The sequence below is a fragment of the Paenibacillus sp. LRG-1 genome (assembly GCF_057220305.1).
In genome coordinates, this window is the sequence record NZ_CM170126.1 from 1,675,109 (window position 1) to 1,695,921 (window position 20,813).

General features: G+C 44.4%; 23 protein-coding genes and 1 tRNA gene. 14 read left to right on the top strand and 10 right to left on the bottom strand.

Annotation, left to right across the window (positions count from 1 at the left end):
* Positions 1-58 precede the first annotated feature (58 nt).
* Both ACUUJN_RS07420 and ACUUJN_RS07425 read left to right on the top strand, forming a co-directional pair.
* A complete protein-coding gene (locus tag ACUUJN_RS07420; RefSeq protein ID WP_076294958.1) occupies positions 59-859 on the top strand; it encodes a barstar family protein in 801 nt (266 codons plus the stop codon).
* A gap of 156 nt (positions 860-1,015) precedes the next feature.
* Positions 1,016-1,312, top strand: coding sequence for a hypothetical protein (locus tag ACUUJN_RS07425; protein ID WP_023987740.1), 297 nt, complete (start codon positions 1,016-1,018; stop codon positions 1,310-1,312).
* 101 nt (positions 1,313-1,413) lie between these two features.
* Here ACUUJN_RS07425 and ACUUJN_RS07430 read toward each other — a convergent pair whose 3' ends face one another.
* Both ACUUJN_RS07430 and ACUUJN_RS07435 read right to left on the bottom strand, forming a co-directional pair.
* On the bottom strand, positions 1,414-1,635 hold the full coding sequence (locus tag ACUUJN_RS07430) for a helix-turn-helix domain-containing protein (protein ID WP_010349271.1): 222 nt from the start codon (positions 1,633-1,635) through the stop codon (positions 1,414-1,416).
* Positions 1,636-1,846: 211 nt separating this feature from the next.
* The gene (locus ACUUJN_RS07435; protein ID WP_023987741.1) at positions 1,847-2,059 is read right to left on the bottom strand and encodes a helix-turn-helix domain-containing protein; all 213 of its coding nucleotides are present in this window, start codon (positions 2,057-2,059) and stop codon (positions 1,847-1,849) included.
* 284 nt (positions 2,060-2,343) lie between these two features.
* Here ACUUJN_RS07435 and ACUUJN_RS07440 point away from each other — a divergent pair, with 284 nt between their 5' ends.
* Positions 2,344-2,748 carry a hypothetical protein gene (locus tag ACUUJN_RS07440; RefSeq protein WP_076294957.1) on the top strand — a complete coding sequence of 135 codons (405 nt, stop codon included), beginning with the start codon at positions 2,344-2,346 and terminating at the stop codon, positions 2,746-2,748.
* A gap of 41 nt (positions 2,749-2,789) precedes the next feature.
* On the opposite strand, the gene ACUUJN_RS07445 is transcribed toward ACUUJN_RS07440, so the two are convergent.
* On the bottom strand, positions 2,790-3,095 hold the full coding sequence (locus ACUUJN_RS07445) for a hypothetical protein (RefSeq protein ID WP_023987743.1): 306 nt from the start codon (positions 3,093-3,095) through the stop codon (positions 2,790-2,792).
* Positions 3,096-3,260: 165 nt separating this feature from the next.
* Between ACUUJN_RS07445 and ACUUJN_RS07450 the strand changes: the two genes are divergently transcribed.
* Together ACUUJN_RS07450 and ACUUJN_RS07455 are read left to right on the top strand one after the other, a co-directional pair.
* Positions 3,261-3,334: transfer RNA gene (locus ACUUJN_RS07450), tRNA-Pro, on the top strand.
* Between the two features lie 111 nt (positions 3,335-3,445).
* Complete coding sequence (locus ACUUJN_RS07455) at positions 3,446-3,568, top strand: hypothetical protein (protein WP_256026503.1); 123 nt, start codon at positions 3,446-3,448, stop codon at positions 3,566-3,568.
* Positions 3,569-3,582: 14 nt separating this feature from the next.
* Here ACUUJN_RS07455 and ACUUJN_RS07460 read toward each other — a convergent pair whose 3' ends face one another.
* Positions 3,583-4,854: an MFS transporter gene (locus ACUUJN_RS07460; RefSeq protein ID WP_076294956.1), complete on the bottom strand. Its 1,272-nt coding sequence runs from the start codon at positions 4,852-4,854 to the stop codon at positions 3,583-3,585.
* Between the two features lie 702 nt (positions 4,855-5,556).
* Here ACUUJN_RS07460 and ACUUJN_RS07465 point away from each other — a divergent pair.
* From ACUUJN_RS07465 to ACUUJN_RS07475, 3 genes are all read left to right on the top strand, one after another.
* Positions 5,557-8,448, top strand: a complete 2,892-nt coding sequence (locus ACUUJN_RS07465; protein WP_023987745.1) for a 2-oxoglutarate dehydrogenase E1 component — start codon at positions 5,557-5,559, stop codon at positions 8,446-8,448.
* Positions 8,449-8,453: 5 nt separating this feature from the next.
* Positions 8,454-9,752: a 2-oxoglutarate dehydrogenase complex dihydrolipoyllysine-residue succinyltransferase gene (odhB, locus tag ACUUJN_RS07470; protein ID WP_053324955.1), complete on the top strand. Its 1,299-nt coding sequence runs from the start codon at positions 8,454-8,456 to the stop codon at positions 9,750-9,752.
* A gap of 136 nt (positions 9,753-9,888) precedes the next feature.
* Positions 9,889-10,419, top strand: a complete 531-nt coding sequence (locus tag ACUUJN_RS07475) for a YfiT family bacillithiol transferase (RefSeq protein ID WP_023987747.1) — start codon at positions 9,889-9,891, stop codon at positions 10,417-10,419.
* A 96-nt stretch (positions 10,420-10,515) separates the two neighbouring features.
* On the opposite strand, the gene ACUUJN_RS07480 is transcribed toward ACUUJN_RS07475, so the two are convergent.
* The 4 genes from ACUUJN_RS07480 to mnmL all read right to left on the bottom strand — a co-directional run bounded on the left by ACUUJN_RS07480 (position 10,516) and on the right by mnmL (position 14,228).
* The gene (locus ACUUJN_RS07480) at positions 10,516-11,523 is read right to left on the bottom strand and encodes an alpha/beta fold hydrolase (protein WP_023987748.1); all 1,008 of its coding nucleotides are present in this window, start codon (positions 11,521-11,523) and stop codon (positions 10,516-10,518) included.
* Positions 11,524-11,548: 25 nt separating this feature from the next.
* Positions 11,549-12,523 carry a type I phosphomannose isomerase catalytic subunit gene (locus ACUUJN_RS07485; protein ID WP_023987749.1) on the bottom strand — a complete coding sequence of 325 codons (975 nt, stop codon included), beginning with the start codon at positions 12,521-12,523 and terminating at the stop codon, positions 11,549-11,551.
* A 169-nt stretch (positions 12,524-12,692) separates the two neighbouring features.
* On the bottom strand, positions 12,693-13,274 hold the full coding sequence (gene mnmM, locus ACUUJN_RS07490) for a tRNA 5-(aminomethyl)-2-thiouridylate-methyltransferase MnmM (RefSeq protein WP_023987750.1): 582 nt from the start codon (positions 13,272-13,274) through the stop codon (positions 12,693-12,695).
* Positions 13,275-14,228: a tRNA modification radical SAM protein MnmL/YtqA gene (gene mnmL, locus ACUUJN_RS07495; protein WP_028542970.1), complete on the bottom strand. Its 954-nt coding sequence runs from the start codon at positions 14,226-14,228 to the stop codon at positions 13,275-13,277.
* A gap of 306 nt (positions 14,229-14,534) precedes the next feature.
* On the opposite strand from mnmL, the gene ACUUJN_RS07500 reads away from it, so the two are divergent.
* Together ACUUJN_RS07500 and trmB are read left to right on the top strand one after the other, a co-directional pair.
* Positions 14,535-14,732: a hypothetical protein gene (locus tag ACUUJN_RS07500; protein ID WP_013309373.1), complete on the top strand. Its 198-nt coding sequence runs from the start codon at positions 14,535-14,537 to the stop codon at positions 14,730-14,732.
* Between the two features lie 104 nt (positions 14,733-14,836).
* Positions 14,837-15,550, top strand: coding sequence for a tRNA (guanosine(46)-N7)-methyltransferase TrmB (gene trmB, locus ACUUJN_RS07505; protein WP_023987752.1), 714 nt, complete (start codon positions 14,837-14,839; stop codon positions 15,548-15,550).
* Between the two features lie 40 nt (positions 15,551-15,590).
* Here trmB and ACUUJN_RS07510 read toward each other — a convergent pair whose 3' ends face one another.
* Positions 15,591-16,724 (bottom strand): MGDG synthase family glycosyltransferase, encoded by a 1,134-nt coding sequence (locus tag ACUUJN_RS07510; RefSeq protein WP_023987753.1) that lies wholly within the window; start codon positions 16,722-16,724, stop codon positions 15,591-15,593.
* A 51-nt stretch (positions 16,725-16,775) separates the two neighbouring features.
* The gene (locus ACUUJN_RS07515) at positions 16,776-17,303 is read right to left on the bottom strand and encodes a phosphatase PAP2 family protein (RefSeq protein ID WP_013309376.1); all 528 of its coding nucleotides are present in this window, start codon (positions 17,301-17,303) and stop codon (positions 16,776-16,778) included.
* 610 nt (positions 17,304-17,913) lie between these two features.
* Between ACUUJN_RS07515 and ACUUJN_RS07520 the strand changes: the two genes are divergently transcribed.
* The 4 genes from ACUUJN_RS07520 to rplT all read left to right on the top strand — a co-directional run bounded on the left by ACUUJN_RS07520 (position 17,914) and on the right by rplT (position 20,592).
* Complete coding sequence (locus ACUUJN_RS07520; protein ID WP_023987754.1) at positions 17,914-19,152, top strand: glycosyltransferase family 2 protein; 1,239 nt, start codon at positions 17,914-17,916, stop codon at positions 19,150-19,152.
* A gap of 309 nt (positions 19,153-19,461) precedes the next feature.
* Positions 19,462-19,959, top strand: coding sequence for a translation initiation factor IF-3 (gene infC, locus ACUUJN_RS07525; protein ID WP_013309378.1), 498 nt, complete (start codon positions 19,462-19,464; stop codon positions 19,957-19,959).
* 20 nt (positions 19,960-19,979) lie between these two features.
* Positions 19,980-20,180 carry a 50S ribosomal protein L35 gene (gene rpmI, locus ACUUJN_RS07530; RefSeq protein ID WP_013309379.1) on the top strand — a complete coding sequence of 67 codons (201 nt, stop codon included), beginning with the start codon at positions 19,980-19,982 and terminating at the stop codon, positions 20,178-20,180.
* 52 nt (positions 20,181-20,232) lie between these two features.
* A complete protein-coding gene (gene rplT, locus ACUUJN_RS07535; protein WP_007429517.1) occupies positions 20,233-20,592 on the top strand; it encodes a 50S ribosomal protein L20 in 360 nt (119 codons plus the stop codon).
* Positions 20,593-20,813 lie beyond the last annotated feature (221 nt).

Genomic DNA, 20,813 nt, shown 5'->3' on the forward strand with positions numbered 1-20,813 from the left:
GCTCTATTCCGAAATGCTAAATTCTACATTCCTTAAAATTATTGTGAGGAGATATGATATGAAATATAGATTTGCTTTCATTGACGATGAAAGTGGGCTCACAGTTGGATATTGTAGAGATGTGGTTGGTTTAACGGGTGATATCATTGTCGAAACATATGAAAAGGTCATTTTTGAGCAATTTGTATTTAACGAAGAATTCATAGAAAGCATAACAAAGACAAAACAATCTGTATACAACTTGTACATTGCTATTTTAAATGATGAAAAAACAGTGATTGGAAGCTATCATTATCACCTACCTGAATCCTACATAATCCATAAACTAAACCACAATAAAGGAAACTTCAATCTGGAGTTAACAGGTATACTTGAAACGAAGCCCTCCCCTGTGGAATTAAGATTATGGGAGTTTTTAAAGGGCGCTCAGTCGCTTGAAAATAATATATGGCAAGGCTTTTCTAAAGAAGAACGGTCTGGGTGGCTAAACGTGACTAGAATACATTCTGCATCTAATCATTTTGCCAGACAGGATAAACGAGGAGAAGTCTACACCTTGGACGGCGAATACATATCTGATTTTACAACATTTTTTATAGCACTTGGTGAAGCGATTAATGGGCCTGGAGGGTACTATGGATTTAGCTTGGACAGTATATCGGACTGTCTCTGTGGAGGTTTTGGGACAGTAGGACCGTTCACGATCCATTGGAAAAACGTACATTATTTCTTGGAAAGATTCGAGGAAGAATGGGATCAAGAAGAGAGAGGTTATAGATTTTTACCACAGCAATATTTTACGGATCTTCTAACGATCTTAGTATCAGGTGGTGTTACCGTGAATTTTTCTTCGAATTAAGATAGCTAAGCAAGAAGGGATTTTTGAAATGGAATATAAATTAATGCAACCACCTTTTTGCTCATAGATATTTGGGAATGGTATCTAGGGAATGTACAGATTCAAAGTAAAAGTGCTTCAGAATTAGATGAGGAGCATTCAGAAACCGAAGAATGATTGAAGAGCTATATATGTGAGAATAAACTCGACACAAAATCCCAAGCTTTTACACTGGATATTGCCATTTATCTAGGTGAGGTTGTAAAAAGTAATCACAGTGGGTTGGATTGGGGAGTTGTTTTTAAACCCAAGTCGTATGTTAGCCTTAATCGCCCTGTTATCACTGGTTTGACTAAGCAAAAAGATATGGATGTGATCATGATTTTATCGAATAAAATGTTTGCAGTATTAAAGGGACAACGTAACCCTAATGCTTTATTTGACATTTATCATACATGGAAAGAGTTTATTTGAAATCGTCGATAGGAAGGGATTACGATGATCGAAATCAATTGAATGGGAAGATCAGTAAAAAATTTGAATATTATATAAAGAACAAAGAGCCGTTAAGCATGTTAGCGGCTCTCTTCGTCGTCTTCTGGCAAGTATTCGATCAGTTCACCAGGGAGTACACCAAGGGTTCTACAAAGTGTATTCAAGGTTGGAAAGTCAATTCGGGCGTTTGCGTTGGAGGCCAAAGCTTTAACCGTATTCCTATTAATTCCCGTAATAGAAACAATATCTTTCTGTTCTAGTCCACGGTCTTTCATAATTTTATCAAGAGAAAATCTAATCACAACAATTCCTCCAAAAAGTAATCAAGTAAACTAGTTGACATGTATGAAACATAAGTGTATATTTGTAATCAAGTAATCTAGTTAACAAGATTATAAGTAAACTAAGTTGATGCCTTCATAGTATCAAAATGCTTTAAATTTAGCAACAGTCACTATTTTGATAATCCTAAAACAATTAATGCGAGAGGAGGGGAAAATAAACGGAAGGGATCTAGTCTGTATCATCCTCTACATACTCGATAACATCTTGAACATGGCAGTCTAGAGCTTTACAGATTTTATCTAGCGTATCAAATTTCACACCGTCTGTTTCTTCGTTGTAAAGTTTGGTGATTCCGTTTCTATGTAATCCAGTCATGCGGGAAAGCTCGGCAATATTTATTCGTTTTTCGCCCATAATACGGGAAAGATGAATCTTTATCATATTTTCCTCCAGCTAAATGCATTCTATAGTGTTAAAAAGCAACATCAAAGTATTGACAATAAACACTGTTCGATGTATTCTGAAAACAACAAAAATAACACTGTAATGTGCATTTGGTTTATTGAAATGTTATTTGTGAACGTCGTAGTAATATGCTTATCGTACCAAAACGTTTTACAATTAGCAATTAATTATCGTTCAACCACCTAGTTTGAAAAACTACCTGTAGAAGAAAGTATATTGGCAAATAAGAAACTTTGAACAAAGGAATGGAGCGAGGATGTATGACAGAATGGGTAATGGGATTGGAACGGGTATCCATGGTTCAGGGGCCATATGATTTACCTCATATGTATGAGATATGCGAGGGGATTCTGTATGACCATCAATATTTCTTTTACCTCGAAAATGACATACTGTGTTTGCGCCATGTGAAGAAGGTGGAGCAATCATATCATACGCATCTTTACCTGGATGGAGAGAGCGGAGGCTTGCAACTGGCAGAGGGTGTACAAGGGGAAGTTATGCAAGTTGTCACGGAGATCATCGAACGCTTACGCGCTAAGGATGGACTGACATTTTTATTCGATGAACTGCTGTGGCTACATGGGAGGGGCCCCATTGAATTAAACCTTTTCAATAAGAAGGATGAAGTGACCCCGAGTGGCAGACAACTTGCTACGAAATAAATGATTCTTATGCTCTATATCATGGAACTTGTAGAAAAAAATTATGATTTCAGTGAATGTACCAGTTGTTGACTGATAAAAATGAGCGGATACCGAATCAATATGGTCAATTCCACCACAACAGCATCACCAGAGGGAGTAAATCCAAAATCACCTCCCAATAATATGTTTTGCTGCTGCTTTGATGAAGGAAATTCCGGTTCATCCAAGCCATAATGTTCTTTGAATCTCTCTTTCGTTTCATGATCTATGACAAGGTTATCCTGTGCAAAGGTATAGCACATAGGAACACTTAACTGTATTAAAAGAAGTAATGCAACGGGTATAAGCACTTTTTTGCTTTGCATGGTTAGCTCCTAAGATCTCTGTCTTTGACCTCTTAACTTTTGTATCTACCATAATGAAAACAACTTAAAAATGCAACGGAAGAATGAGAAAATAATCCCTTTACAGGATTTTATGACCAGAATATAATAGTAAATAACAGCATCGATCTACATACACTGGGTTATCGGGGTATAGCGCAGCTAGGTAGCGCGCACCCTTGGGGTGGGTGAGGTCGTGGGTTCGAATCCCGCTACTCCGATTTTTATCAAAATGTCCTGCTGATGCAGCTAATGCGTCTGCCGGGCGTTTTTTTTTGAATATTACATACCCTATCGCTCTTGTCTCTACTGGGTTTTGACGAGCTAGTCGTATGCAACGAATGTATGTACTTGTGGAGCATTTGAGAGGAGATATGGATAAAGCCACCTCTGCATTGGATTCGGAGGCAGAAGTGGCAATTCAACAATCGTTGGCGGAATGGTCTGCTGTATGACTTTTTTAATTTGCCTATAAAGATTCCTGAAGGGCTTTAGAAGAAGTGCTGTAATCAGCATAACGGGGAAGCACAATAGTGTAGTATATTCCTACAATAACGGTACAGACCCCAACTAATAAAAACAAGAGCTCAATTGGAATAAATGAAGGGAAGCTTACAGCAATGAAACCTAATGTAAGAGACTGGGACAGCATCATTAACGGATTAATCAAACCTTGCACTCGTCCCATCATTTGAGGATCTACAATACGAGGAAGCCATCCTCCTATACCAATGTTAATGAACGGAAGTATCAGTGCAATGACAAAGTTGATAATCAGAAAAGCATAGAGGTGGTCAACAAATCCAAGTGTGCACATACCCATTCCGGCTACCAGAACTCCCGCTGCAATCATTTGGTGTAGCTTTAGCTTGGCGGAGATGAGAGATGCGATTAGGGTACCAAGCAACACACCAGCTCCAAAAATAATACCTGTCCATACCATATACTGCTCATAGTTGTCTGGAGCTAGCTTATATTTAAGAATAAACATCGGTAAAACGCTAAAACCACCATTTAAAATACCAAACATGAAAAAGCCTGAAACCAACCAAAGCAATAGTCTGTTGCGTAATATGTAAAGAAACCCTTGTTTAAAATCGATCATGACAAGTTTGAATTTTAATTGTTTAAATTGATGTGCCCCGTTCGGAAGGCGTACTTCCTTTGGAATTTTGCAGGAACGAATAAGCAATGCAGACACAATAAAAGAAACAGCATCAATTAGGATGGCTCCAGTAATTCCAAAGTGCCAGTAAACGACGGCCCCTAGAGTTCCTCCAAATAACATGAAAAGACTCCCCATCATTTGATTGAGGCCTGCGGCAATGGTGTAATCCTCTTCGTTTAATATCCCCTGTATAATGGCACTTTCGGCTGGAAAGAAAAATTTGGAGGCAGCACTACGGATGAAGAGGAGGGCAAATATCAAAGGAATCGAATCGACCCAAATAAAAATAAGCAAACATAAGGATAAAAAAGCGCTGATCCAGTCACAATTAACAGCAATTTTTTGTCGGTCCATCCGATCTGCTAGCACTCCAACCACGAGAAATACTACCAGCATCGGAAGCGAATACATTAACTCGGCAAGCGTTGCATAGTATGGCTGATTTGTAAACCGTTTCAACAAATAAAACATGAATGCAGTAACCCCGATAATTCCTCCCATTTGTGAGGCGAAGGTTGCCAGAAAAAACCTGACATAATTCTTGTTTCTGAGTACTTGTTTTAATCCAGTCACAGTTCCATCCCTTTCGCTTTCAAAGCGGTTTTTAGATGCCTAATTAAAATAATAGTGAAAAGTAGGAATATTGTACAGAAAAGTGACTTTAATGTCACTTTAAGTTTGAATTTGCATCGTATCGGACCCTCTACCTTTTAAATTCTGCTGTTAACGTAATCATATTGGGGTGGACTGGGAAGTTGTTTTCAAAATGGTTTGGCGTAGTATGAGGAGCAACATAAACTTAAATAACCAGCCGTCGGTTGATATCTGACGGCTGGCTATTTAAGTTGCCAGGTGTTTGAGTCTGACAAATGGGTGTCAGTTTTCAATCTTAATGAAGCTAAATCCTCGCCATTTGTAGCGATTACTTTTTTATACCAATCAAAGCTTTTCTTCTTTTTGTGGAATGGCTTCTTTTAATTGTCCGATATGTTGTCTGAAATAATCAATACGGTAATCGTCTATAATGAGGGTGTAAGAATTACAGAATAGCCCGATTCATCTCATTTACGCATGGATATGTTGAGAAAAAGGAAATGCTCATAGCTAGAAAACTTTATACAATGGAAGAGGAATAAGAATTGTGAAATTCGACTTTTGATGAAGGATTTCATATAATGTGAGCATATTGTGAACAACTTAAATTGAAGACTTAATAAAAAAATGAAAATGATTTCCGTCCAGCTATGAATTTCAAAATTTGACGGAGGGAACGAGATGACAATGGAAGAGAGCAGCAGACAGGTACCTTGGCAGGCGTATTACGGACCTAATCTAGGTTATGTGCAGGACCAGTATGAAAAGTATGTAGCGGACCCCGGAACAGTTGATCCGGCTTACCGCGAGCTGTTTGATCAATGGGGTGAGCCGCCACAATCCGAATACTCGGCTGCTTCCATGATAGACAACAAATTGCAAGGCCCCCCCACAAGTGCTTTGGGGCACCTTGATTCGAACACATTGCAGAAAGCGGTTACAGCAGGGAAAATGGTGTGGAATATCCGTGAATACGGACATTTAGCCGCCCAAATCGATCCGCTGGAACTGGATGCAGAGCAGGATACACGCTTGCTTAATCCAGCATCTTACGGTTTAACTGAACAAGACTTAAAGGCTTTTCCAGCCTCTTTAATATGGGATAACGCTCCTGCGGGAACACTTAACGGATGGGAAGCCATTCAACGGTTACGTGTAGCATACACAGGTCCGATTGCCTATGAATTTAGTCATATTCATAACGAGGAGGAACGCCGCTGGCTGAACAGCTATGCAGAATCCGGCTGGTCCTCCAAGCCACTCACAACACAGGAACGCAAGTCGTTGCTGGGCAGATTGGTAGAAGTAGAACAGTTCGAAGAGTTTTTGCATAAAACATTCGTCGGACAGAAACGTTTTTCGATTGAGGGTAATGATGTGCTTGTCCCTGTACTCGACGAGATTATTCGTCTAACCACAAATGCAGGAGCAAGTCATGTCCTGATGGGTATGGCGCATCGTGGCCGTTTGAATGTACTGGCTCATGTGCTGGGCAAGCCTTACAGTAAAATTTTCTCTGAATTTCATCATTCGCCGAATAAAGATTTGATCCCGTCGGAAGGTTCCACAGGAATTAACTACGGCTGGACTGGCGATGTGAAATATCATCTGGGTGCTGATCGTTTTGTAAAAGATGGGGGAGCGGTGCAGGCCCGTCTGACATTGGCGAATAACCCAAGTCACCTGGAATATGTGAATCCAGTGGTACAAGGATTTTCACGAGCTGCACAGGAAGACCGCAGTGAGGCTGGTTATCCGAAGCTGGATGTGAGCAAGGCAGCTACAATTATTATGCACGGTGATGCGGCTTTCCCAGGTGAAGGTATCGTGGCAGAATCACTTAATTTCACGAATTTGCGTGGCTTCCGTAATGGCGGCACGGTCCATATTATTGTGAATAATCGTCTGGGTTTTACAACGGAAAGTGTCGATTCCCGTTCGACCCGTTATGCCAGTGATCTGGCTAAAGGCTATGAAATTCCAATTGTGCATGTGAACGCGGATAATCCCGAAGCTTGTATTGCAGCTGCTCGTATGGCTGGCGAATACCGCAATCGTTTCAAGAAGGATTTTCTGATTGATCTGATTGGTTACCGTCGTTATGGTCACAATGAATCCGATGACCCGGAAACAACACAACCGCTGGTATATCGTAAGGTGAAGAATCATCCGACGGTGAGCAAGTTGTATACTCAAAAGCTGATGAAGCAGGGGGTTGTGGATGAAGCGTTTAGTGCCGGCCTCATTGAAAAGGTCCAAACCAGACTGAAGGAAGCGCATGAGCATGTGAAGAATCAACCGGAACAAGAGCCGGAAATGACTCCTGTGAAGGCGAAAAAGAATCAGAGTTCTATGGTACGTACTGCAGTGGAATTGAAAAAGCTGCGCCAAATCAATGAAAACTTGCTCAAATGGCCACAGGCTTTTCATGTATATCCGAAGCTGGATCGAATTTTACAGCGTAGAAAAACCGCTCTGAACGAGGGAGAAAAGGTAGATTGGAGCTTGGCGGAGACGCTGGCTTTGGCCACCATTCTCGCAGACGGCAAGCCTATTCGTATGACAGGTCAGGATGCGGAGCGAGCTACATTTGCTCACCGTAACCTCGTGCTGCATGAGCCTGAAACAGGCCGTACACATTGCCCGTTGCATACTTTGCCGGAAGCACGTGCTTCGTTCAGTATTCATAACAGTCCATTGTCTGAGGCATCTGTCCTCGGCTTTGAATACGGCTATAACGTGTATTCTCCTGAAACGTTAGTGATTTGGGAAGCGCAATTCGGCGATTTTGCTAACTGTGCACAGGTTATTTTTGACCAATTCATTTCTGCGGGCCGTGCTAAATGGAGACAGAAATCGAGTCTGGTGATGCTGTTACCGCATGGTAGCGAAGGACAAGGACCAGAGCACACGAGCGCACGTCTGGAGCGTTTTCTCCAGTTGTCCGCACAAAATAACTGGACTGTCGCTAATTTGAGCAGTGCCTCTCAGTATTTCCATCTGCTGCGCCGTCAGGCTGCATTAAGCGAAAGTGAGGAAGCCCGTCCACTTGTGATGATGTCGCCGAAGAGCCTGATTCGTAATAATCGTGTCGCTTCGCCTGCTTCTGAATTCAGCGAAGGAGCGTTCCGTCCTGTGTTGGAACAGCCTGGTCTGGGGGCACGTCCGGATCGTGTAGAGCGCATTGTACTGTGCAGTGGCAAGATTGCCATTGATCTCGAAGAAGCATTGGAAAAGGATAAGAATGAGGCAGAAGAGCGTCTGCATATTATTCGTGTGGAGCAGCTATACCCTTTCCCGGAAGAGGAAATTCGGAATATTTTCGGCCGCTTCCCGCATGTTAAGGAGTTCGTATGGGCTCAGGAAGAACCTAAAAATATGGGGGCTTGGAGTTACATTGAACCTCGTCTGCGGAATGTAGTGCCACAGGGAGCGGAAATTCGTTACGCAGGCAGACCAGATCGTTCAAGCCCGGCCAGCGGTTATCAGCAAGTACACAGCCTAGAACAACAGCGAATTATTCAATCGGCGTTGAAGCAGGATTCCAAAAACAATATTACACTTGGGAGGTAGCGGCTGTGAGCGATATTATAGTGCCAGCAATGGGAGAATCCATCACGGAAGGAACAATCTCCAAATGGCTTGTGAAGGAAGGGGATTCCGTAGGACAGGGAGATGTTCTACTGGAGCTGGAAACCGATAAGGTCAATCTGGAAATTAGTGCGGAAGAAGCAGGTGTGGTCCAGAAAATCCTTCGTCAGGAGGGAGATACTGTGGTCATCGGTGAAGCTGTTGGCTTGATCGGAAGCGGCAGTGGTGATGCGGAATCAACCGGTGCTGGAGAAGTTGCAGCGACTCAAGCGCCTGAAGCACCGTCCGTAGCGACTTCACCGTCTTCCGTAGGAGGCGGCGTTAAAGCAGAAGAAAAGTCTGCACCGCCTATTTCATCGAATGGCGACGGGAATGGCCAGACGGCATCACCATCCGCCCGGAAGTTGGCGCGTGAGCGCGGGATTGATCTTGAACAGGTACAGGGAAAGGACCCGCTCGGACGTGTTTTCCAGGAGGACGTAAAAACGCATAACAGCGCTGAAGTGTCACGTGCAGCATCTGTACCTACGTCTCCCGCTACTAGCAAGCCTGCGCCTCCGTCTCCAGCACAAACGGAGTACAGCAAGCCTGTGGAACGCCAGCGGATGTCTCGACGCAGAGCGACGATCGCTAAGCGTCTTGTTGAAGCACAGCAAACAGCTGCCATGCTCACCACTTTTAATGAAGTGGATATGACCGCCATTCTCGATGTGCGTAAACGCCGTAAAGATAAGTTTAAGGAAAAACATGATGTAGGTTTGGGCTTTATGTCCTTCTTTACAAAGGCAGTGGTTGGTGCACTCAAGCGCTTCCCTACCGTGAATGCAGAGATTAATGGCGATGATATCGTACTGAAAAAATACTATGATATCGGGATCGCTGTATCTGCCAAGGAAGGTTTGGTCGTGCCAGTTGTGCGGGATGCCGATCGTCTTGGCTTTGCTGAGATCGAGAAGAGCATTGCAGATTTGGCTGGCAAAGCTCGCTCCAATTCACTTTCTCTGGCCGACTTGCAAGGGGGAACTTTTACTATAACCAATGGAGGTATTTTCGGTTCCCTGCTGTCTACGCCAATTCTCAATACGCCGCAAGTGGGTATTTTGGGAATGCATAAAATCCAACTTCGCCCGATTGCCATCGACGAGGAACGCATGGAAAATCGTCCGATGATGTATATCGCGTTGTCCTACGATCACCGGATTATTGATGGTAGTGAGGCGGTTCGTTTCCTGGTAACGGTTAAAGAATTGCTGGAAGATCCGGAATCATTGTTACTGGAAGGATAAAATAAAGGTAAGTGGATCTTCTCTTTACGTGTATGACAAAAGCAGACTCTTGCGAGTCTGCTTTTTTTCCTGCATAGTTATAACATAAGGCAACTGATATGACAGGCAGTAGATGTAGAGAAGGGCGGGAACTGTTTTGGGCAAAGACTTGCGCTATCCGATAGGATCATTCGTTGTTCCAGATACCATTACAGAAGAACAGCTTATCGCATGGATTCACGATATTGCTGAATTGCCTGCACAACTACGTCAGGCGGTCGAAGGACTGAATGAGCAGCAGCTAAATACGCCTTATCGCGAAGGGGGCTGGACGATTCGGCAGGTAGTTCATCATGTGGCAGACAGCCATATGAACAGCTATATCCGTTTTAAGCTGGCACTGACGGAGGATACACCCACGATCAAGCCATATGATGAGGGGCGTTGGGCCGAAATACCAGACGCCAGGGAGCTTCCACTGGAACCTTCGTTGCAATTGCTAGAAGGACTGCATGAACGGTGGGTGACCGTGTTGCGATCGTTGGGAGAAGATCAGCTACATCGATCGTTTATTCATCCTGAATCGGGCCAGACGATCCGCCTGGAACGAAACATCGGCATCTATGCCTGGCATGGCAAACATCATACAGCTCATATTACTTCCTTGAGAGAACGAAATGCATGGTGATTTTTAAAACTATACCCAAATGAAATATAAAGGAATTAAAAAGAAACCTTCAATCCCACTTTGATCGTGGTTTTAAAGGTTTCTTTTCTTATTTCCTCACAAGGCTGATGACTTGGGCGAGTTTGATTGTTCAGGTGCCTCGAAGGCTCCAGACAATGCGGAAACAGAGGTCACCCCTGTGTTAACATGACGGTCGAGCCAGTCTACGATGTCACTCATCACCTCGTCGCGGTTTGTTTCATGCAGCATCTCATGGCGACCGTCAGGATAGAGGCGATACTCCATGTCCTGAAGCTCTAGGCTTCGATACATTTCCACTAGTGACAACACACCTTTACCGAACAAACCCACTGGATCACGATCCCCGGCAAAAATATAAACTGGCAGTTTGGGATTGATGTGTTTCAGCGAGGAAGGCCAGTGGATTTCTTGCAATAGCCTGAAAAAATCCAGAAAAAAGCCTGTCGTGCAAATAGCTCCACATAATGGATCATGTACGAACTGATCTACTTCCTCAGGATCACGGGACAGCCAGTCAAACGCCGTACGCACTGGACGAAAGGCGCGGTTAAAGCCGCCAAAGACCATAGCGTTGAGCAGCATGCTGCGATGATCCATTCCTTGCAGCTTGGCTTGCAGTAGAGCAACTTGCTCTCCGAGCTTTAGGAGACCACGTCGTCCGTTGGTTCCCGATAAAATAAACCCGTGATACGTTTGCCTATCATCATACATAATTTTCTGGGTTAAAAAGGACCCCATGCTGTGACCCAGCAAAAAACGAGACTGATCAGGGAATTCCTTAGCCGCAATTTCGCCTAGCTCCAGCATGCCGTTTGCCATTCGATTAAACGCATTAGCTCCCGGCATACCCAGCTTATCAGGATCACCAGCCGTGCGCCCGTGACCGATATGATCGTTGGCATACACACCATAACCGCAACCAGTAAGCTTTTCGGCCAGTCGAATGTAGCGATAGGATGTCTCGCACATACCATGCGAAATTTGAACAATCCCCTTAATGGGCAAATTCTGATCAGGCAGCCAGCGGTAGGCAAAAAGCTCTGTTCCGTCATTTTCAGCGATGGTGAAGGTGTATTCCCGCATAATTAGACATCACATCCTTTAAGCTTTAAGGAAGATAAGATCTAAGTACGGTCATTCCGTCATTCAGCGTGTAACCGCTCAGGTTAGCAGGCAACAGGAAGCAATCTCCAGCTTTACAGGAAAGAGACTCGGTATTATTGTTCCATGTTATGGTCCCACTGCCTTCACAAATCACGAGAATGGTGAAGCTGTCTTCCGTTGTAGAAAGTGCCCAACTTCCATCTACGATACCCTTTTCCACAACAAAATACTCACAGGCAGCCAGCTGGAGCCATTTTCCAGGCTGTAAGCCGTCCGTTTTCATCGTTGTTGCACCTGCACCCTCGTAGGAGGTTACATTGAGGGAATCCTCGATATGCAACTCACGAGGCTTGCCGTCTAGTCCGGGGCGATTGTAGTCATATAAGCGATAGGTAGTATCCGAATTTTGCTGGATTTCAGCAACGACAACGCCTGCACACAGTGCATGTACGGTTCCGGCGGGAATGAAGAACGTATCGCCTGCTTCGACTGGAACCTGGCGCAAACTGCCGAGGATGTCCCCACTTTCAAGAGCTGTGCGCAGACTCTCGCGAGTTACACCTTCGGTCAGACCATAAATAATCTTGGCATCTGGCTTGGCATCAAGCACGTACCACATTTCAGTTTTCCCTAATTCTCCGGCTGGAAGTCCTGCGTAATCATCTGTCGGATGCACCTGAACGGATAAGTCATCATTACAATCCAGTAGTTTAATCAAAAGTGGAAATCGTCCGCCTTTTTCCGATACACCCTTGGCCCCGAGCCAATCCTGCCCGTAGGTCTCGCGGATTTCATCCAGTCCTTTGCCTGCCAGCTCACCATTGATGACCGTTGTTGTTCCGTTTGGATGATCGGCAATCATCCATCCTTCACCGATATGTCCTTCTGGTGGGGTTAGACCAAATTGCTCTAAGGCCCGTCCTCCCCAAACTCTCTCTTTGAACTCAGGTTGAAATTGCAGCGGGTATGGCTTTAGCATAATTTCTCTCCTCCATAATGAGTAATGAGTGCGACCTAACAGAATAGGGAAATCAATAACGTGCCGCTGGGGCAATAAACTGGGATGAATAGAGCCCAAACGAGTTTGAAAAATGATATATGTAAGGCGGCTAAAAAAGCCGCTCATAACCTGAGTTTAAAATCCGACATTATTTCTTCTCAACCGCCACTACGTAAGGCGAAGCGGCTCGTTGTAATTGACGATAAATAATGCTTTGACTGCTGGAGACCGGGAGAGCTGAAGCCCATTGAAGGACGGCTTCTGCTTCTTCGCTGCCTCCAGCATGCCCTGGATAGAGTACGGCAGTCAGAATGCCGCGTGGTCGCAGCAATTGTAAGGCAGCATCAAGTGCGACGAGCGTACTGTCTGTATGGGTGATGACAGTAGGATCGGCGCCTTCGGAAGGCAAGTAGCCGAGGTTAAACATGACCGCAGCGACTTTGCCATGCAGCATGTCTGGAACGGCCTCCCGCATTTGCTCGTGACCTTGTAGCAGTAGCGATACTTCTGCTAATGAAGGCGAAGCGTTTTCTTCCAGTCGACGACGGGCGCAATGCAGTGCTTCTTGCTGGATGTCGAAGCCATAGACACGGCCCCGTTTGCCAGCAGCTTTTGCCAGAAACAACGTATCTGCTCCTGTGCCGACGGTGGCATCTATAGCAGTATCACCTGGCTGCACCCGCGCAGCCACCAATTGATGAGCGTAGCTCAGGACGGATAGGAACCCCATTTAAGGTTGCCTCCAGTATTTTCCCTGCCACGTTTCACGTGACTTCAGTTCATGATCGATGGCATTAAGCACTTCCCATTTTTTAAGCGACCACATGGGTCCCACTAGCAAATCGCGTGGGGCATCTCCGGTTAACCGATGAACGATCATTTCGGGAGGTAAAATCTCCAGCGTATCAACTATCAGCTTAACGTATTCGTCCTTTTCCAGAAAGCGTAGCAATCCCGCTTCATACTGCTTGACCATGGGCGTTTTGCGCATGAGATGCAGCAGGTGGATTTTGATGCCCTGCACATCCATAGCCGCTACTGCACGTCCCGTATCGAGCATCATTTCATGCGTCTCTTGGGGCAGACCATAAATAATGTGGGCGCACACGCGGATATTCCGCTTGCGCAGCTTTTCCACCGCATCCAGATAGCATTGAGTATCATGAGCACGGTTAATCAGCTCTGAGGTCGATTCATGGACAGTTTGCAGACCCATTTCAACCCACAGGTACGTGCGTTCGTTTAGCTCGGCAAGGTAATCCACTACATCGTCAGGCAGGCAATCAGGACGTGTAGCGATGGACAGACCGACAACGCCTGGCTGCTCCAGAATAACCTCAAAGTATTCTCGCAGTTCCTCAACGGGAGCATACGTATTAGTGTAGGCTTGGAAATAGCCAATATATTTGGCGTTTGGCCATTTTAGATGCTGCCGATCCCGAATCGTATTGAACTGGGTGACCAGATCATCACGACGACGCCCAGCAAAATCACCCGATCCGCGTGCGCTACAAAAGGTGCAACCCCCTTTAGCGATGGAACCATCGCGATTCGGACAGGTAAAACCCGCATCCAGCATGACTTTGAACACTTTATTTTGAAATTGCTCACGCATTTCGTAATTCCAAGTATGGAACCGTTTATCTCCCCACAGGAGAGGAGCAGGCAATAAATCTGTTTTCATGGGTGTACTCCTTTTTTTACGATCACCCTATTGTAACAAAAATCAGTCTTCATTGGGAATCATTTGACCGAACAAGTCAATAAAATGTGCGGATTTTATGGCGTTGCGGATTGAAAAAGGTTACACAATGTGTTATATTGTAAGCGGTACCAGACATACAATAAAAGGACTGTTTTCGATCCTGAAGATAAAAGTTATCCGTTGCTAATGATTATTCTTCAGGGAGGCAGCTATGCTGTTTCTATCGCCTGTTTTAGGGTAAGTGCACGTCGGTTCCATCACAAATAACCCGTGAGGTGATCTTTTATGAATGCGCAGGATAAGACGCGTATGGATAAAGTTACTGTTGAGTTAACCTTTGATGAGGCGTTGGCATTGACTGGTGTCCGTTTTGGGCAGGATCGTCAGATTGGAACGACCGCACGTCAAAAAATCAGAGCGGCTTGCCAAAAGACAATTGATTTTTCACCTGCTGATGGGGTAGACTATGAACAATTAAATTAGTTGGACCCCAATCCAAATATATTGAAAAAGGAATTTCATTTCCGTATCTTCAAGCGGGGGTGAAATTCCTTTTTCCTTGATAACAGAGTATATGGAGGAGTAACATGCGTTTACGCGGAAGAAAAGGAATACGGGAAAGTCTGGAAGAACAGCAGGATCTAGTCATCTTGGAGCCGGCACAGTATAAGGGGAAATGGCAGCAGGTTTTTGGTAATGATCGTCCCATTCATGTGGAATTCGGTATGGGTAAAGGGCAATTTATAAGCCAAATGAGCTTCCGGAATCCGGAGGTTAACTATATTGGCTTTGATATGTATGATGAGCTGGTTCGCCGTGCAACAGAAAAGTCTCGTCTGGCCTGGAGTAATTCAGAGGTTGATACGCCGCCTAATATCAAATTGGCACTGGCAAACATTGAACAGATCGAGAATGTTTTTGAACCAGGAGAGATTGAACGCATTTATCTGAATTTTAGTGATCCCTGGCCTAAAGCCAAGCATGCACGTCGTCGTTTGACGCATCCGCGTTTTTTGGACAAGTACCGTCAGCTTTTGAACAGCAAAGGACAAATTCATTTTAAGACCGATTCGGAGACACTGTTTGAGTTTTCTCTGAATTCGTTTGCCGATAGCGGTTTGCAGATGACGAATATTTCGTTAAACCTTCATCGTGAGGGGATCAACGAAGAGCATGTCATGACGGAATATGAACAAAAGTTCATGGGCAAAGGTATGAATATTCATCGAGTCGAGGTGCTGATCGGCAAAGATGCTTTGGAAGAGTACGGAAAAACACGTCTCGAAAAGTATGGGAAATAAAAACAGATCAAACGGATAAAATAAGACAGGGTGCTTCCTTTTAGGAAAGCACCCTGTTCGGTTCCAGTATATCCAGAATACTCTGTGCGCTCTGAAGAGGATAATATCGCGCTACATTATGGACGTGCTCCTGTCGCTTGCGGACGATTTCTGGAAAATCGTGTAGCAGTCGGTTCATCCATTTAACGACAACATCCAGCGAAGTAATCGGTTCTCCGAAGCCTTGAGCCGTAAAGTATTGACAATTTTCCTCCTCCTGTCCAGGGAGAGGTTTGTGAAACAGCATCGGAATCCCTTTGGCCAATCCCTCGGTGCATGTCATTCCGCCGGGTTTGGTGATGAGCAGATTCGATACCTCCATTAATTTGTCGATTTCCCGTGTAAATCCGAAGATATGAATATTTGGATGATTAAACCTAGGATCCAATTGCATTTTACGACGAATTTTATCATTATGCCCCAAACAAAAAATAAATTGAATGTTTTCTCTCCACTGAGTAAGCGAACGATGTATGACTTCGTCATTCATAAGGCCCCAGCCGCCACCCATAACGAGTACGGTCGGGATGGGTTTAAGTCCAAATTGTTCTCTAATTTCATCGTGCCCAGGATGTTCCCAAAAATTTGGATGAACGGGAATGCCGGTCACCTGGATTTTCGAGACGGGTACTCCGCGCGCGCGCAGCTTACGCATGACTTCAGGCGTAGATACAAAGTACCGGTCAACCTCGGGACTAATCCATGTTCCATGTGCATCGTAGTCTGTAATGACAGTACAAAGCGGAACATGTAAACCTAAGCGCTTCAAACGTGAAATTACCGCGCTTGGGATGGGGTGAGTACATACCACCAAATCGGGACGAAGCTGCCGGAGAATGTTTCGGGTCTGCGTGTAGAACAGACGGTGCAAAGCGAGCGTTGTAAGACGGTTTAATGATTTTTTGTACTGATGACGGTAAACCAATCCGACTAGGCGAGGCTGCGATACAACAGTCTTCTTGTATGCTGTAATAATAAGCGGGGCCATTCTTGGATTCAAAAAACTCCCCAGCTCCAGCACTCTTGTCTGCACATTCGGAGAAAGCTTCCGCAAACTGCTTGAGAGCGCGTAGGCAGCTTGAGTATGTCCGGCACCGAAACCTTCCGATAATAATAACACTCGTTTTTTAGCCACTCTCATTTCACCTGTTCCTGCTGGGATGTTCTCAATCATACCATATCGGCTTTAAGGCCAGAATGCAACCGTTCCTATTGCTGCAGACGTTCCGATGACCGCTCCTGCGAGTACATCCGTTGGGTAGTGGAGACCCAGATAAATCCGAGAAAAACCTACAATTGTCGCTACAGGCAACAGCAACAGTGTTAGCATCGGTGACTGTAGCATAAAAGGCACGGTAGCTGAAAAAATAGCGGTCGTGTGCCCTGAGGGAAAAGAATGGTCCGACAAGGGGTTGCGGAATGTATTTGTACCTGGTAGCGCCAAATACGGGCGAATCCGCGGATACAGCCTTTTAACGATAGCTACGGGGATGTGACTGACCCCGAGAGCGATGGCTCCCTTCATACCGGAATCTTTCCACGGATTCGGAGCGAGCCACCAAATAAGGAGTGTGGAGGCTATAGTAAAGGTAGCCCCACCTAAATGTGTGAGATAATAAAGCCAGAAGTTCAAAAAACGGTTGTGTAAGCGTCCGTTGATCCATTTGAACAACTGCTGCTCCAGATTTACAAGTTTTACGACTAGACGTTGCATTTGGTTTCCTCCGGTTGCCGGTTCAGGTCAGTCGGCAAATATTTTGAGTCATTTTGACATAATCAGACCATAAGTAATTATTCTCTTGCTCTCATCATATTTTTAAACGCTGTTCATTTCAAGAATCACTAAAGATTCATAAATTACTTGGTTCAATTCTACACAAAAATGTTAATGGAATATAAGCCGAATTGTATAACTTTCTTTGCGTTCATCCGTCTAATAAGATAGAGTGTTTAGAAGTGGTTGCTAATTGGCCCACAAAAAGGAGGGACCAAAGAAATAAAAAGTTAGCAAATGGATGAAAATAAGACCTAAGCGTCATGAATGAGAAGCCCAGCGCCGCATTCCCGGTTCAAACGGGAGTTTGTTGTGTTTTTTTGCTGCTGAGACCAGTTTAAGGGCTTTGACAAAAGATTGAAAACCAACGAAAATCGTAATGGCATTCCTGTGTCAGCCAAAAGGGGGCTGCGCACAGCCAATGAAGAAAGCAAGGGTCGGGTCAAAAACTACAGAAAAGGCGCGCAAAGCGCCGCAACTTGCGCTACACAGATAGAAAACAAACAAACGCAAGATTTTAAGGGGTATAAAAAGGGGGTAACAAGAGATCATGTTAGACGCTATTTTCGTGACGCTCCAGATCATACTGGCGGTGATCGCAGTCTATCAGTTTGCATTCTCCTTGTTCGGATTGGTTCGCAAGAAAAGGAAAGAGCACGCGGCTCCAGAAAAATCATTTGCCATTTTAGTCGCTGCCCACAATGAAGAACAGGTTGTCGGAGCATTGATGGAAAATTTGAAGCAACTTGATTATCCGAAGGAACTTTACGATGTGTTCGTAATCTGTGATAACTGTACAGATAAGACTGCGGACATCGTTCGCGCTCACGGCATGAATGCTTGTGAACGTACGAATCCGAATCTGCGTGGTAAAGGCTACGCTATTGAGTGGATGCTCAAGGAATTATGGGCTATGCCGCGCCAATATGATGCTATTGTCATGTTTGATGCTGACAATTTGGCGCATACCAATTTCTTGAGTGAAATGAACAATGATCTGTGTACAGGTGCCCGTGTTATTCAGGGGTACATTGATACTAAGAATCCTGAGGATTCTTGGATTACAGCGGCATACGGGGTATCTTATTGGTACATCAACCGTTTGTGGCAGCTGTCACGTCACAATCTGAACATGGCTAATTTCCTCGGTGGTACAGGCATGTGCTTTGAAACAAATCTGCTTAAGGAAATGGGCTGGGGTGCGACAAGTCTGGTAGAGGATTTGGAATTCACCATGCGCTGCACACAGTGCAACGTATATCCAAGATTTAATTACGATGCCAAGGTATATGATGAAAAGCCGTTGACATTCAAGGCCTCGTCAAGACAGCGTCTGCGCTGGATGCAAGGTCACTTCACTGTTGCTCGTCGTTATTTTTTCCCGTTGCTGTGGCAAAGTATCAAGCATAGAAGCCTGATTAAATTCGATATGGCTCTTTATGGTCTGAACGTGTATATCGTACTGCTCACCTTCTTGATGACAGTAGCGATGTGGATAGATATCGCCTTCTTTGGTGGACCTAATATCGAGAACATCTATGTACAGTTACCAGCTTGGACTGGTGTTATAGCTATTGGTCTGAATGTTGCTACTTTTGTGATCGCAATGATTTTGGAAAAGGTCACATTCAAAAAAGTATATCTGTACTTATTGCTGTTCCCGATCTATGCGATTTCGTGGTATCCGATTACGGTCTATGCGTTCTTTACACAGAACAATAAGCAATGGAGCCATACCCAGCATACGCGTGTCGTTCGCTTGGAAGAGGTTCAAAGTAAGCAAGGTTAATTGGACGGTGAAATAGGACTGAAGATCGGTGTCATTCATTTTTCATTAAAGGGTTGACACCACGATTGCACCGTGATAAGATATTCGAGTATGTTAATTGAAAAGATGGATTAACAAGTAGAAGGTCCGACTTCTCACCTGCCCGGTATTGCCGGCTGGTCATGATCCAATGATTTGTGAATTGAACTTTCATGATGAATTGAGTATCAGACAGGGATGTCGGCTGTGTAGTCGTCATCCCTTTTTTGTGCTTAAACACAATACAACAATAACAGGTTCTGGAGGTGGAGGGTTATTAGTAAGGAACATATGATCAATGATGAGATTCGGGTGAGAGAAGTACGTCTAGTTGGTGCGAATGGGGAACAAATCGGGATTACACCGACGCGTGAAGCTTTGCAAATGGCGATTGACGCAAACTTGGATCTCGTGAACGTGGCGCCTCAAGCGAAGCCGCCCGTGTGTCGGATTATGGATTACGGAAAATTCCGCTATGAGCAACAGAAGAAAGAAAAGGAAGCCCGTAAAAACCAGAAGATCGTTGACATCAAAGAGGTATGGTTCCGTTCCAACATCGAGGAACATGACTACCAAACCAAGTTTCGCAATGTGGTGAAGTTCCTGAATGAAGGGGACAAGGTGAAATGCTCCGTTCGTTTCCGCGGTCGTGAAATTACTCATGCTAATGTGGGTCAAAAAATTCTCGAACGTGTGAAATTGGAAGTTGCTGATCTTTGTACCGTGGAGCGCCAACCCAAGCTCGAAGGACGCAGCATGATTATGATATTGGCTCCAAAGAGTCAATGACAAATTAAGGAGGAAGTTCAATGCCTAAAATGAAAACACATAGCAGCCTTAAAGGCCGCTTCAAAATTACCGGTACTGGTAAAGTAATGCGTTACAAAGCTTACAAAAACCATTTGCTTTCCCACAAATCCAAACGTGCAAAACGCGTTCTGGGTACTAACCCTGAGATGGCACCTGGGGACGTTAAACGTCTGAAACAAGGTCTTGCTAACCTGAAATAGCACTAGCACTGCAATGAATGAAGTATAAACATTATTTGGGAGGTCTATTGATATGGCAAGAGTAAAGGGCGGATTCGTCGTTCGTCGTCGTCATAAAAAAGTATTGAAGCTTGCTAAAGGTTATTTTGGTTCCAAACACCGCATTTTTAAAACAGCTAACGAGCAGGTAATGAAATCGCTTGTTTACGCATACCGTGACCGTCGTCAGACGAAACGTAACTTCCGCAGACTGTGGATCGTGCGTATCAACGCAGCAGCTCGTTTGAACGGTTTGTCTTACAGCAAATTGATGCACGGCCTGAAATTGGCTGGTGTGGACATTAACCGCAAAATCTTGGCTGATCTTGCAGTCAATGATATTAATGCATTCAACTCTTTGGCAACTGTTGCTAAAGGCAAAATCAACGCTTAATTATTAATAATGAAGCGTGGAAACCGCGAAAGTGGTAAAAAGGTATCCCAAGCAGTACGCTGTGTAGGGATGCCTTTTTTTGTACATACTCAATGTTACGGTAAAGACTTCGTTTTCTCCAAAATACGAATAAATATGACGTGAGATGGAAGAATGTATGTTTTTTTTAACTTTGTAGCGCTTACATTGATGGAACTTTAAAAAAAATTGACCCAAGGTTA